This window comes from Mycolicibacterium wolinskyi, assembly GCF_002101965.1.
In the GTDB taxonomy this organism is placed as follows: Bacteria; Actinomycetota; Actinomycetes; order Mycobacteriales; family Mycobacteriaceae; genus Mycobacterium; species Mycobacterium wolinskyi.
On sequence record NZ_LQQA01000033.1, the window covers coordinates 270352 to 284909 of the forward strand.

At 65.4% G+C, this 14558-nt stretch carries 8 protein-coding genes; 2 read left to right on the forward strand and 6 right to left on the reverse strand.

The features are described 5' to 3' along the window. Position 1: 1 nt before the first annotated feature. Positions 2-1282, forward strand: a complete 1281-nt coding sequence (locus AWC31_RS31490; RefSeq protein WP_085148908.1) for an acyl-CoA dehydrogenase family protein — start codon at positions 2-4, stop codon at positions 1280-1282. Between the two features lie 43 nt (positions 1283-1325). Here AWC31_RS31490 and AWC31_RS37000 read toward each other — a convergent pair whose 3' ends face one another. The 5 genes from AWC31_RS37000 to AWC31_RS31510 form a co-directional block, all read right to left on the reverse strand. After that, positions 1326-1481 (reverse strand): hypothetical protein, encoded by a 156-nt coding sequence (locus AWC31_RS37000; protein WP_110775351.1) that lies wholly within the window; start codon positions 1479-1481, stop codon positions 1326-1328. 162 nt (positions 1482-1643) lie between these two features. Further along, positions 1644-2483 (reverse strand): ChuX/HutX family heme-like substrate-binding protein, encoded by an 840-nt coding sequence (locus AWC31_RS31495; protein ID WP_085148911.1) that lies wholly within the window; start codon positions 2481-2483, stop codon positions 1644-1646. Then, on the reverse strand, positions 2473-4206 hold the full coding sequence (locus AWC31_RS31500) for a diflavin oxidoreductase (RefSeq protein WP_085148914.1): 1734 nt from the start codon (positions 4204-4206) through the stop codon (positions 2473-2475). The genes AWC31_RS31495 and AWC31_RS31500 overlap by 11 nt, the downstream gene beginning before the upstream one ends. Continuing rightward, positions 4203-9719, reverse strand: a complete 5517-nt coding sequence (locus tag AWC31_RS31505; RefSeq protein ID WP_085148918.1) for a glutamate synthase-related protein — start codon at positions 9717-9719, stop codon at positions 4203-4205. The genes AWC31_RS31500 and AWC31_RS31505 overlap by 4 nt, the downstream gene beginning before the upstream one ends. A gap of 106 nt (positions 9720-9825) precedes the next feature. Next, entirely contained in the window at positions 9826-10989 is a 1164-nt protein-coding gene (locus AWC31_RS31510; protein WP_085148920.1) for an FAD-dependent monooxygenase, read from the reverse strand. A gap of 75 nt (positions 10990-11064) precedes the next feature. On the opposite strand from AWC31_RS31510, the gene AWC31_RS31515 reads away from it, so the two are divergent. Further along, complete coding sequence (locus AWC31_RS31515; protein ID WP_085148923.1) at positions 11065-11625, forward strand: TetR/AcrR family transcriptional regulator; 561 nt, start codon at positions 11065-11067, stop codon at positions 11623-11625. On the opposite strand, the gene AWC31_RS31520 is transcribed toward AWC31_RS31515, so the two are convergent. After that, a complete protein-coding gene (locus tag AWC31_RS31520; protein WP_085149891.1) occupies positions 11622-14486 on the reverse strand; it encodes an MMPL/RND family transporter in 2865 nt (954 codons plus the stop codon). The two genes, AWC31_RS31515 and AWC31_RS31520, sit on opposite strands and share 4 nt — an antisense overlap. Positions 14487-14558 lie beyond the last annotated feature (72 nt).

Sequence of the window (14558 nt, forward strand, 5' to 3'; positions counted from 1 at the left end):
CATGGCTTGGGATTTCAGTACCGAACCGGAGTTTCAGGAAAAGCTGGATTGGGTCAAGCAGTTCTGTGCCGAGAAGGTCGAGCCGCTCGACCACGTCTTCCCGTACGCGGTGCGCTCACCTGACCCGGCGGTGAAAGCCTATGTGCGCGAACTGCAACAAGAGGTCAAAGACCACGGCCTGTGGGCGATCTTCCTCGACCGTGACCTCGGCGGCCCGGGCTTCGGGCAGCTCAAACTCGGGCTGCTCAACGAGATCATCGGACGCTATGCGGGCGCCCCGCACATGTTCGGCGCTTCGGCACCCGATACCGGCAACATGGAGATGCTCGCCGCGTCCGGCACCGAGGAGCAGAAGGAACGCTGGCTGCGGCCGTTGCTCAACCAGGACATGTTCTCGGCCTATTCGATGACCGAACCGCAGGGCGGGAGCGACCCGAACCTGTTCAAGACCCACGCCGTCCGCGACGGCGACGAGTGGGTGATCAACGGCGAAAAGTGGTTCACCTCAGCGGGCCGCGTGGCCGACCTCCTGTTCGTCATGTGCATCAACGGGATGTTCGTCGTGCCGCGCAAGACTCCGGGTGTGGAGATCATGCCCGAGCCGCGCAACCACAATCACATCATCTACCGCGACGTGCGGGTGCCGCTCGACCATCTCCTCGGACCGGAAGACGGCGCAAAGACGTTGGCGCAGCGCCGACTTGGTGGCGGGCGTATCCATCACGCCATGCGGACCATCGCCCAGTGCAACCTGGCCTTCGACATGATGTGCGAGCGCGCACTGAGCCGGGAGTCGCACGGCAAGGTGATCGCCGAGCACCAGATGGTGCAGGAGAAGATCGCCGAGTCCTACGCGATGATCAAGATGCTGCGCCTCTTCGTGCTGGAGACGGCTTGGAAGATCGACCAGACCTCGGCTCTGGAGGCGCGCACGGAGATCGCCGCCGTCAAGTTCACGATGGCGAAAGTGTTGCGCGAGGTGTCGTTCAATGCCTTGCACATTCTCGGCTCGCTGGGGACCACCGACCTCACGCCGATCCAGGCCATGTATGCCGGTGCGCCGACGATGGGTATCGCCGACGGTGTCGACGAGGTGCACAAAGCGACGGTGGCGCGCCGGGTCCTTCGCGATTACCACCCGCATGACGGGAACTTCCCGACGGAGTTCATCCCGTACAAACGAGAAGAAGCCCGGCAGAAGATGCAGCCGGTGCTCGAATCCCGGCCCGAACTGGCCGCCGCTGCCGAGGCTTATCGGAAGTACTTCGAGCGCCACCGGTGAGCACCCCCCACGGGCTCACCGGTGCGCCGAAGCGGGGTCGGTACTAGAACCAGACCTTTCGACCGCCGACCGGGCGGCCGACTGCCCCGAGAATCCACAGGATGATGCCGATCACCACGAGGATTCCGCCGATGGTGTAGAGGATCGACAGGCTGGTGAAGTAACCGATCAGCAGGAGGATGATGCCGAGCACAATCACGGTAAATCCGATCGACGTAGGAACCTTACGGAACTGCCGAAGGGAGGAATTGCCAGATCCGTCAAAACCCAAACATTCGAATTCGTAAGTCACCGTCACGAGCCATGTTGGGGGCGGCGGGCCAGGTGGCACCGGGTTGCTGGCCCACGGTGTGGCGCAGCACTACCCGTCACACGCCGGCAACGACGCCGCGATCGCTTCCCAGGCCTCGTGCAGGTGTTCGCACACGGCGCCGGTTTGGGTGATCACGGTGACGCACCGGTTGCTGTGGTCATAGAGCTCGATCGCCGAAGTCAGGCCCGTCGCACCGGATGCCTGGGTGACCCAGCATTCCGCGACATACGCCGGGTCCATCGCGTAGCGGCAGGCGCCGAAGATCACCGCGAAATGTGCACCCGCCGCATCGAACATCGCGGCACGGCCCCGATGCAGCTGTACGCATCCGCCTGCGGGCACGGCGATGGTGAACGGGAGGTCCATGTCGACGAGATGCGCGAGCAAGTGGGGTATCACTCGCGGATCGACCTGGCGCGCACCGGTGAACGGGAGTACCTGGTAGCGCTCCGGGGTCAGCGTATCGAGGTGGGTGAGCTGGTCGGTCTCGCTCCAGTTGACGGCTGACCAGTCGACGGCCTCAGCAGGTTCCGGTTCGTCAGCCGGGGCGAGCTCGAGCGCGCGGATGGCGAGTTCGTCGGACAGGGGAGTGAAATACGCTCGGTGGGTGCCGGTTTCACTGGCCACCGTGAGCGCGCGGGGTGCGAGGTAGGTGTCGCGGATGAGGTCGGGATGCAGCCGCAGACCGATGTAGGCATCTCCGCAGCGCAGCGCTTCACCGGGTAGCGCCGGTGCCAGATACTCGCCGGTGTGGCTCAGCAGGGCGGCATCGTTGGCGGTGACGGCCACGACGGTGCCCAACGCGGGAAGCGATCGCGCGATGACGCCGCCGCCTGCCGAAAGGCGCTTCGCGGGGCAGTTTTCGCAACGTCGGCCGTCAGTACACATCGCGTACGTACCGCTTCTCGCGCTTGAGGGTGTTGACGTACTCGGTGGCGTCGTCGACGCCGAGACCGCCGTGCTCCGCGACGATCTCGTGCAGCGCCTTGTCGACGTCCTTGGCCATGCGGGTGGCGTCGCCGCACACGTAGAAGTGCGCGCCGTCCTGCAGCCAGGCGAACAGTTCCTTGCCGTTCTCGCGCATCCGGGTCTGCACGTACACCTTGTCTGCCTGGTCGCGCGAAAATGCCAGATCCAGCCGCGTGAGCAGACCCGAACTCTCCCAGGCGGTGAGCTCGTCGGAGTAGATGTAGTCGTGATCGCGATGCTGGTCGCCGAAAAAGAGCCAGTTGCGCCCGGCGGCCGCGCGCTGTTCGCGCTCCTGCAGGAAGGCGCGGAACGGCGCGATACCCGTCCCAGGCCCGACCATGATCATCGGCACGTCGTCGGCCGGTACGCGGAAGGACTTGTTGGGCTGCAGGAAGATTCGCGCACTCCCGCAGCGATCGGCCAAATATGTCGAGCACACGCCGCCGCGTTCACGGCCGCTGCGGTGGTAGCGAACACTGGCGACGGTCAGATGAATCCGATCCGGGTGGGCCAGTGAACTCGACGAAATCGAGTACGCGCGATGCTGCAACGGCTTCAACAGTGCGATGAATTCCTCGAGGCTGAGCGCGTCGCCGCCGATACGCAGGATGTCCAGGATGTCCTTGCCGTAGAGCCAGCGTTCCAGGATCTCCTTGACCCCGCCGCGCAGGGCATGCGAGAACTCCTCGTTCTCGGCACGGCTCTCGACCTCGCTCAGTAGGTCCTTGGACGGCGTGCTGATCTCGTAGCGGTGGCCGAGCAGTTCGGCGAGCGGCGTGCCGTCGACGACCGTGTCGACCGACACCCGGAAATGCGCGCAGATGGCCTCGACGAGTGCCGGGCTGTTCTCCGGCACGACCGCCAGTGCGTCACCGGCTTCATAGCCGATACCGCTGTCGGCGAGTGCGAATTCGTAGTGCCGGATCTCTTTGGCCGAGCCGGATCCCGACAGCACCCGGTTGACCGGGAGTTCGGCGAGGAACGGGTTCTTGCGGGTCCATCCGGACCGCGCGACCGTGCTGGGCGGAGGTGTGCCGGGAGTTCCGCTGGCCCCGGCCAGGGTGACGAGCGAACCGACCGCGCCCTGCACCCATTCGGCGGCGTGCGCCTCGTAGTCGACATCGCAGTCGGCGCGGCCGACGACCCGGCTGGCGCCGAGCTGCTCCAGCCGGGTGTCGATGAGCTTGCCCGCCTGGCAGAAACCGTCGTAGCTCGTGTCACCGAGCGCGAGCACGCCGTACGACACGCCCTCCAACCGCGGAGCTTGCGTCGAAGACAAAGCCTCCCAGAACAATTCGGCGTTGTCGGGCATTTCGCCCTCGCCGTACGTCGAGGTGATGATCAAGACGTAGCGCAGCCCGACGAACTCGTCGAGTGCGATCTCGTCCAGGCCGCTCACGGTCACGTCGAAGCCTTGTGCCTTGGCGGCGGCGGCCGTGTCCGCCGCGACGGCCTCGGCGTTGCCGGTCTGCGTGCCGTAGAGGATCCGCAGTGGCGGGCGCGATGCGGTGCTGTCGACCGCCACGGGCGGAGGTGCGACATTCATCGCCAGGCGGGAGTGCAGCCCGGCGAGGAAGCCGGAGATCCAGGCGCGCTGATCCTCGTTGAAGGGGGCGTCTTCGGGGATGTAGGCGATCTTCATGCGCTCGTCACGTGGTCCGTTGTGGTGGAGGTGGCCGCGAAGGACGCCGCGATGACGGGAATCACCTGATGGGCGAACAATTCCTCGAACGAGGGCAGGCGGCCGATCTTGTCGATGTTCTTGGCGTCCTGGTGCATGATCCAGCCATACGTGCCCAAGCTGTCCGTCCACAGCACGTTGCGCTGTGCCAGTGCCTGCTTGTAGTCGGTGATGCGCTTGTTCGCGATCAGCACCGCGAGGTCTTCGTCGCTGAACGCGTCGATGGCCTCGCGCGCGTGCTTCTGCAGTTTCTGGATGAGGAAGAAATCCTCGGTGAGGACGAGGTTTCGGACCGCCTTGCCGACGCGCGGATCGGTCACCTCGGTCACGCCGGGCAGCCGGGTCAGCGCGAGCTGCTGGGCCATGTTGAGCACCGTGTAGGTGTTGAGCAGCGCGAACATCTCTTCGGTGTCGGTGTCGCCGTAATCGGGCACCGACCCGCCGAGGACGACCTGCTGATCGCGGTAGGAGCGCTTGAACTTGTGCACCTGAAAACCCGCGAGCGAGGATGCCAGCTCGTCGAGCAGTTCCTTGCGGGTCTTGGCGGCCAGGATCGCGTCCGAATCCTGGTATTGCAGCAGCGCACGGGGCATCACATAGACGACGTGGCGCCGCGTCTTCTCCCAACCATCGAGCAGCAGTTGGGCTTTCACGGAACCTGTTGCCGCGGCATGCCATTCCAGCATCGTGCGGGCCGCGACCTCGTGGAACGGCGCCTCGGTGATCGGCGCGACCAGCGCGGAGTCCGCGCTGACCTTCGATGCCAGTTCGCCGGCCGGATCGTACTGGTAGAGGAAACCGCCGCTCATCCCGTTGGCGACGCCCTTGCCGAATCCGCCGATGTTGAACACCGCACCGTTGGTCATGTACTCGCACAGGAATTCGCCGACGCCCTCGACGACCGCGGTGGCGCCGGAGTTGCGGACCGCGAAGCGATCGCCTGCCTCGCCTTCGACGAACAACCGGCCACCGGATGCGCCGAACAGGGCGAAGTTCCCGATGAGCACATTGCCGCCCGGCGCGGCCGTACCGCCGCCGGGCGAGCGGACGACGATGGTGCCGCCGCACGCACTCTTTCCGACTCCGTCGTTGCATGTTCCGGTGTGCCGCAGGGTCATCCCGTCGTTGCAGAACACGCCATAGCTCTGACCTGCCGAACCGGTCGTGGTGATGGTGACGCTGTCGGGCAGCAGGTAGCGCCGGCCGCGGTGGTCGGTCGCGATTGCCGATCCGGTGACCGGACCGTCGGCGCCGCCATGGTTGAGCAGGCGTTCGATGTCGATGGCGAGTTGTCCGCCGACGCTCTTGTTCTGGTTGGTCAGCTGCACCGGGGCCATGGCCACTCCGGCGAAGTTCAGCCGGCTCAAGAACATGTCGTCGACGGAGTAGTCCTTCTCCATGTAGATCGGCTCCCCGACCACGAACTCGTCGGCCACCGCGAGCATGGCACGCAGGTCGAGCCTGCCGATACTCGATGGGTGGTCGAGCAGGTGCAGCAGATCGCTGCGCCCTCGGGCGGCGCGCAGCGACGGCAGGCCGAGCGTAGCGAGGATTTCTCGGACCTCGTGGGAGATGTTGAGCAGATACTGCGCGAGCGCGCGCGGATCACCCTCGAACGCCTCGGCGTTCGTGGTCAGCCCCGCGGGGCACTTGATGTTGCAGTTCTTGGCCATGACGCACTTGAGCATCATGAGCGCGGTGGTGCCGAACTCGAAGCTGTCGGCACCCAGCAGCGCGGATTTCACCACGTCGCTCGCGGTTTGGTGAGCACCCGAACAGCGCAGCACCACCTTCTGACGGATACCGTTGGCACACAGGGCCTGATGCACTTCGGCGATACCGATCTCGGCGGACCGGCCCGCGTACTTGAGGCTCGTGACGGCCGCCGCACCGGTGCCACCGGTGTTGCCCGCGACGTTGATGACGTCGGCGCCGGCTTTCGCGACGCCGACGGCGATGGTGCCGATGCCCTCCGACGACACGAGTTTGACGATCACCCGAACGCGGGCGGCCTTGCAGTCGTGGATGAGCTGGGCGAGATCCTCGATCGAGTACGTGTCGTGGTGCGGCGGCGGCGAGACGAGCTCGACGCCGGGCGTTCCGCCGCGCGCCGCCGCGATCTGCACGGTCACCTTCGGAGCCGGGAGTTGGCCGCCCTCACCGGGTTTGGCGCCCTGACCGATCTTGATTTCGAGTTCCCGCAACATCGGGTCGGCAAGATAACCCGCCCACACCCCGAAGCGTCCCGAGGCGAACTGTTTGATCCGGGATCCGCGGATGGTGCCGTAGCGGGTGATGTGCTCACCGCCCTCACCGCAGTTGGACAGACCGCCCACCATGTTGGTGCCGTGCGCGACGGCCTCATGGGCCTGGGCCACCAGCGCACCATGGCTCATGGCGCCCGATGCCAGAGTGGCGGTGATCTCGCTCGCGGGTTGCACCGATGACAGCGGGATCGAGTCGGGCGCCGTCCGGATGTTCGCGAGATAGTCGCCGGCCTCGCCGCTCGCCCGCAATCGCAGTTGGTCGCCGACGATCTCGCTCTCACCGATGTCGTCGCCGAACCGCTGCACGAGCGACTCCAGGAGCGCGGCGAGACGTTCGGGGCCGTGGTGCAGGCGCAGGGTGAACTCGTCACCTGCCTGGACACACGTCAGGCCGCGCACCTGGAAATCGTTGTTCCCGAACCGCGCGAATTGACCCATCTCCGAGCGGAACTCGTCGGCGGTGTGCACGAAGTTGACGTCGGCGGGCAGGGCCAGCACGTCGCGTAGCGCGGCGGGCCGACGCGTGCGCTCGGTGTTCATCGCGAACACGAAGTTGCGGTAGCCCGGCGTGATGTCGAAGCTGTTGATCGCCCGCGGGGTCAGCTCGTCGAAGCTGTTGTTGCGGTACGCGTCGTCGTCGAGGCCGAACGCACCCGCGAGCTGGTGCAGCGGCAGTCCGCGCAGGTATGCGGGGTCGGCCATGTCGGGGTTCTCCGGCCGGGCTTCGTCGCCGAAGGAGATGGACTCCTCGGTCATGTCGACGAATCCACGGACCGCCGTCGTCCCGTACGAGTGCCCCGCACCCTCGGCGCGTTCCTTGAACAGGCCGAGCAGCGGCACATCCTTCTCGCCGGTCACCGCGAGCGCGCGAGCGTGCCACTCGGCGACGGTGTCGGCCAGTGTCGCGAATCCGACCCCGGCGACGGGGGAGATGACATTGGGGAAGTAGCGGCGCAACACCGGGTCGCCCGTGTCGAGATAGCTGGGCTCGAAAAACTCACCGCCGATATAGCTTTCGGCTGTGCACAGGCCGACGCGGCCCATGGTCTTCATGAGCGACTTCTCAGCCGCCTTGGCGAAGCGCTTGAAGGCCGCCACGGTGCTCTCGTCGTCGGCTGTGCCGAACTTCTCCTCGGCACGCATCTGCACGGCCAGCGGATACACGGCCGACGCGCCGAACCCCAGCACCGTCGCGATGTGGTGCGACGAGCACACCTGACCGCTCTCGGCGATCACCGAAACCCGAAGCCGGAGCCCTTCTTCGATCAGCCGCTGATTGATCGCGGACACGACGATGGTCAGGGGCATTGCCGCAAGGCTGCTTTCGACGTGGCGGTCCGAGATCACCGCGATGCCGCCGGTCTCCCGTGCGAACGCTTCGACCTCGTCGCACAGCCCGTCGATGGCTTGCACGAGGGCGTTCGCGTTCGCGGCGGGATCGTGCAGGTCGACCAGGTACCGCATCCCGAAGCGCTGGACCGGTGTGTGCTGCTGGTCGCGGATCTTGAGCATGTCGAGGTGCGTGAGAATCGGTGAGGGCACGACGATCTGCGGTGCGGGTTTGGCGCCGCTGTTGGGCTTGGCGCCCAGCGCAACCCGTAGCGTCATGCCGTCGGCCTCGCGGATGCTGTCCAGCGGCGGGTTGGTCACCTGCGCGAATCGCTGCGAGAAGTACCGCGCGATACCGCCTTCGTGGTTGGACAGCGCATTGATCGCCGCGCCGTAGCCCATCGCCGAGATCTTTTCCTGGCCCGTCGCCAGCATCGGGTCCATCAGGAATTTGAAGCTCTCCTGATTGAGCGAGTACGCGACGTAGCGCTGATGGCGGTTGAGGTCGCCGTTGTAGCGGGCCGGCGAGAGTTGATTCTCGGGTGTCACGGCGGGCAGATCGCGCAGCTCGATGCGCGCGGCGGCGAGCATGGCCGGGTAGTCGGCCTGCGCCGCAAGCTTTTCCAGTGCCTCGGTGGTGGAGTAGGACCGGCCCTCGGCGTGGTCGTAGTAGAGCATGCCGCCGGCCTCGATGCGCCCGCGCTTGATGACGTCTCGTGGCGGGAAGTAGACCTGCCCGGCCTCGGACATCACACCCAGATAATCCGCGGTCTCGACGGTGCGCAACGGCCGCAGACCGAGCCGGTCCAGGCGTGCGCCGATGATCGTGCCGTCACCGAAGATGAGCGCGGCGGGGCCGTCGTTCTTCTCCTCGTAGAGGCTGAAGTACTCGAGCATCGCGCGCACCTGCGGCGACAACGTCGGGTCGTTCTCCCAGGCCGGCGGCATCATCGCGACGACGGCGGTCACGAGGTCGAGCCCGTCTTCGAGCACGCGGTTCTGCAGGGTCTGGTCCAGGCGACAGCTGTCGGACTGCCCGACCGGGCGGACGATCGCGCGATTGCGGGCGCGCGCGATGGCGTTGTCCGACAGGCGGTTTTTCTTGTCGGTGTTGAGTTCGCCGTTGTGGGCCATGAACCGGAACGGCTGCGCCATCATCGCGTTCGGCGCGGTGTTCGTCGAAAACCTGGTGTGGAAGAACATCGAGTGCACTTCCATGCGCGAATCGGTGAGATCGCTGAAGTACGGCACTACTTCGTTCGAGTTGAGCCGCCCCTTCAGCACCTGGGTGCGCGCGCTCAGCGATAGGGGGTAGAGCCCCAGCATCTCGGGCCGGGTGTAGGCGACCGCCTCGATCGCCATCAGCGCGTCGTGGATCTTGACGTCGGATATGGTGCCGGATTCGGGCACGAAAACCCACTGCCGGATGGGCAGCTGATACTTGATCGCCGCCGGGCGGATCGCCGAATTGTCCACGGGGACATCTCGTTTGACGAGAATGGCGAAACCTTGTGCGTGCAGCGCGTTCTCGATGACCGCTTCGGCCTCGGCGTGGAAAGCGGCATCGTTGGGCAAGAAGAAATTGCCGACGCCGAACTGCCCGGGCCGCAGGTCTGCGCGCCCGGTGAGATGGCTGAAGAACCGCAGCGACAGATCGAGGTTCACGCCGGCGCCGTCACCCACGCCTTCCGAGGACATTCCGCCGCGGTGGGGTACCGCGCACAGGGCCTCGTGCAGTTTGCGAATGACCTCGTGGGTCTGGACACCATCCTTGCGGGTCAGGAAGCCGACGCCGCAGCTGCTCTTCTCCTGGTCCGGGTCATACAGGCCGTTCAGACGCGTTCTCCTCAACCCCCGCGCCGTGTGTACGGCGCCCATGGTGCGACAATGGAACTCTCGTCATTGAGCGTTCGAGCAGCTTAGCCTAACCTAAGTGTCGCCGAATCCCATGGGCGAGGGATCTTTATCACAGCCGCGCGAGCCGTCACGCGACCAACGCTGCGCTCTCGGCGTCATAGGTGTTGATGGCGACGCTGTCGAGTATCGCCTGTAGCCGGTCCGCCTGTTCCCGCGGCGTGAGATCGGTCGAGCGGTAGATGCGCCCGGCGGCGCGGGCCTGGCGGCGCACCTGGGCGGTACGGCCCATCCGCAATTCTTCATAGCGACGCAGCCGCGCCGCGACATCATCGGACCGGGCGCCCCGCACGAGCGTGGCCAACGTGATCGCATCCTCGATGGCCTGATTGGCGCCCTGACCGAGGTGTGGTGTGACGGCGTGGGCGCTGTCGCCCAGCAGGGTGATCCGGTCTGAAGACCACCGGTCGAGCGGTTCGCGGTCATAGATTCCCCAGCGGAACGTGGAATCCATGGCGTCGATGATCGCCGACACGCGCGGATCCCAGCCGCGGTATGCGGCCGCCAGCTCGGAGACGTCGCCCGGCGCGGTCCAGGATTCGGCAACGGTCAGATTGGTCGGAACGAAGGCCACGATGTTGAGAAACCGGCCGGCCGATACCGGATAAGCCAAAAAGCTCTGCCGCGGCCCGAGCCACATCGCGCTGGCGTCCAGATCGGCAATTCCGTGCAGTCGGTCGGCGGGGATCAGTCCGCGATAGGCCATGATGCCTTCGCTCACCGGTTCGGTGGCGTGGGTGACCGTTCCCTGCAGGCGGGAATGAATGCCGTCGGCGCCGACCAGCAGGTCGGCGTCAGCCGTTGTGCCGTCGGCGAATTCGACCTGCACCCCGTCACGGTACTCGCGGGCGCCGACGCAGGATTGGCCCAGCTTCAACGCGTCGGGTGGCAGCGCGTCGGCAAGCGCCTTCTGGAACTCGCCGCGATGTAGGAACCACGTCCGCGCCGGGTCCCCGAACGACAGGGTCGAGGGCTCGCCTGCGACCGGCTCGGCTCGCCACGTGCGGAACTGATAGTGCGTCACCGGTCCGGCGATCTCCGCCAAAGCGCTCCCCATGCCGAGCCGCGTCAAGATCCGCGACCCGTTCGTCGCGATGGCGACGCCGGCGCCGAGCGCTTTGAGCTCGTGCGCCTGCTCGTACACGGTTGCGTCGATCCCGTTGGCGCGCAGGGCGATTGCAGCAGTAAGCCCGCCGATGCCGGCACCGACGACGGCCACTCTCAAACCGGACATGGGTCCTCCCAATTTCAAAAATGTACCGATCGATACATGATTGACTATAGATGTACCGATCGGTACGGTCAAGGGATGGCCCGCACCCCTGATCCCGCAAAACGTGAGGAGTTGTTGCAGGCGGTCGTCGGCTACCTCGAGGAACGCGGGATCGGTGACATGTCACTGGCTCCCATGGCGGACGCGCTGGGCACGAGCAAGCGCATGCTGCTGTACTACTTCGGCGATCGCGCCGAGTTGCTGGCGCAGGCGCTCGACGCGAGCCGCCCGCGGCTGGGGGAGATGTTCCACGACGTCACCACGCCGGCTGAATTCGTCGAAGCCGCAAGGAACTTGTGGCGCGAGCTGACCCGCGGTGCGGAGCATCGCAGTGTGCGCCTTCTGCTGCAGGTTCTCAGCCTGGCCGTCACGGATCCCGAAACCTATGGCCCGTCCGCCCGGGATGCCGTCGACGTGATGGTTGAGCCGATCTCCCTGGCGCTGCGCGCAATCGGCTACGGCGACGAGGCGGCGGCGCGCGCGACGCTGGTGGTCTCGGGTTTACGCGGGTTGTGCCAGGACGCCCTGGTCACGAAGGACCGCTCGCGCGTCGACGCCGCCGCCGGACTCCTGATCGCCGCTGCGGTCGCGCGTTAGGTCCCCGACCGCTCCAACGCCCGCGCCACCACACCATGTGCCGGCCGGGTGCGCACGAGCTGTGGCCACCAGAACCAGCGGCCCATCAACGCCGCGATGGACGGTGTCATGAACGAGCGGATCACCAACGTGTCGAACAGCAGACCGAGACCGATCGTCGACCCGACCTGCGCGACCACGGTCATCTCGCTGACCACCATCGACATCATGGTGAACGCGAACACCAGACCGGCGGCCGTCACGACCGAACCACTGCCGCCCATGGCCCGGATGATGCCGGTGTTGATGCCTGCCGACAGCTCCTCCTTGAGCCGCGCCACCAGCAACAGGTTGTAATCGGCACCCACGGCCAACAGCACGATGACGGCCATGGCCATGACCATGAAGTGCAATTCGATCCCTAATATGTGCTGCCACACCAGAATCGACAAACCGAACGACGCGCCGAGCGACACCAGCACGGTGCCGACGATCACCGCCGCCGCCACGACGCTGCGGGTGATGATCAGCATGATGATGAAGATCAGGCACAGCGCGGAAATGCCGGCGATGATGAGGTCGTAGTTGTTGCCTTCCTGCATGTCCTTGAAGGCCGCGGCGGTGCCGCCGACGTAGATCTTCGACCCCTCCCACGGGGTGTTCTTCATGGCTTCCTTGGCCGCCAGCTTGATCTGGTCGATGAGCTTGATGCCGTCCGGCGTCAGCGGGTCACCCTCGTGAGAGATGATGAACCGCACCGCTTTTCCGTCGGGGGAGATGAAGCTCTTCATACCGCGCTTGAAGTCGGCGTTGTTGAAGATCTCGGGTGGCAGGTAGAACGTGTCGTCGTTCTTGGCGTCGTTGAACGCCTTACCCATGGCCGTCTGGTTCTCCGACATCGCGGCCTGCTGATCCTGCAGACCCTTCTGGGTCTGATGCATCGTCAGCATCATGGTTTTCATGGTCTTCATGGTCTCGATCTGCGGCCGCATCATCGACGCCATCTGAGGCATCAACTCGGCCAGCTTGTCCATGTCGGGGAGCAACTGCTCAACGCTCTCGGTCATGGTGTCGATACCGTCGAGGCCGTCGAACACCGACCGCATCGCCTGGCACATCGGGATGTTGAAGCAGTGCGGTTCCCAGTACAGATAGTTGCGCAGCGGTCGGAGGAAGTCGTCGAAGTTCGCGATCTGGTCGCGCAGTTCCTTGATGTCTTCGACCATCGTGTGGGTTTTGCCCACCATGCTCAGCGTGATCGCCGACATCTGCTCCATCTGCCCGATCATCTGGTCCATGAGCTCGATGGTCTTCTGCATCTCGTCGGCCTGCAGCAGCATGTCGTTCGCGCGGTCCAGCTGATACTTGCGGTTCATCGTCTGGTTGACCCCGCCCATGCTCATCTGGGCCGGAATCGTGCTGAACTCGAGGGGCTCGCCCTGCGGACGCGTGATCGCCTGAACACTGCCGATTCCGGGCACCCCGAACACGGCTTTGGCGATCTTGTCGATCACCAGGAAGTCGGCCGAGTTCCGAACGTCATGGTCGGTCTCGATGAGCAACAGTTCGGGGTTCATCTTGGCCGGCGAGAAATGCCGCTCGGCAGCCGCGAAACCTTCCTGGGCGGGCAGGTTGTCGGGCAGATAATTGCGGTCGTTGTAGTTGGTGCGATAGCCCGGCAGCGTGAGGAGCCCGACCAGCGACAACAAGATGGTGGCCAACAGCACCGGCCCGGGCCAGCGGACCACGAACGCGCCCAGCCGTCGCCAACCGCGAATCCGCATGGCCCGGCGGGGTTCGAGCACTTTGCCGAACCGGCTTGCCACGGTGATCACCGCGGGCCCCAGCGTCAGCGCCGCGACCACGGCGACCACCATGCCGACCGCCATCGGGATGCCGAGGGTCTGGAAATAGGGCAGCCGGGTGAAATGCAGACACAGCGTCGCGCCGGCGATCGTCATGCCCGAGCCCAGCACCACATGCGCGGTGCCGTGGAACATCGTGTAGTACGACTGCTCGCGATCCTCACCGACGGTTCGCGCTTCCTGGTATCGGCCGATCAGGAATATCGCGTAGTCGGTCGAAGCCGCGATCGCCAGTGTCACGAGGAGCTGGGTGGCGAACGTCGACAGGCCGATGAACTCGTAATAGCCGAGGAAGGCCACCACACCGCGCGCTGCCTGCAGGCAGACCACCACCATGAACAGCGTGAGGAGCACGGTGATGATCGACCGGTACACCAGCAGCAGCATCGTGATGATCACCGCGAACGTGACCATCTCGATGATGCGCACGCTGCGGTCACCGGCGAGCTGCTGATCGTTGGCGAGCGCCGAGCCGCCCGTCACGAAAACCTTGACGCCCGGCGGCGGTTGCAGGCTCTTGACGAGGTCCTGAACGGCCTGCACCGACTCGTTGGCCAGGGTCTCGCCCATGTTGCCCGCGAGATAGACCTGTACATAGGCCGCTTTGCCGTCGTTGCTCTGCGCCCCGGCCTCCGTCAGCGGGTCGCCCCAGAAGTCCTGGATGTGCTCGACGTGCTCCGTGTCGGCCTCGAGCTTGTCGATCATGTCGTTGTAGAACAGGTGCGCATCGTCACCGAGCGGCTGTTCGCCTTCGAGCACGATCATCGCCGAGCTGTCGGACTTGAACTCCTCGAACACCTCGCCGACGCGTTTCATCGCGATCATCGACGGCGCGTCGTCGGGGCTCATCGACACCGACCGCATCTGGCCGACGACTTCGAGCTGGGGCACCGAGACGCTCAGAACGGCGACGAGAGCGATCCAGCCGACGATGATCGGAATGGCGAGCCGTCGGATCCACCGGGCGATCCCGGTGTGCTTATCGCGCGCAGCGGGACTGTCGGTGGAATCGGCCATCAGGAACCCTTGGTGGTCGGTCGGAGTCACGCGCGGCAGTCATGCGAGTACGCGTTCGTGATTTCCGACATA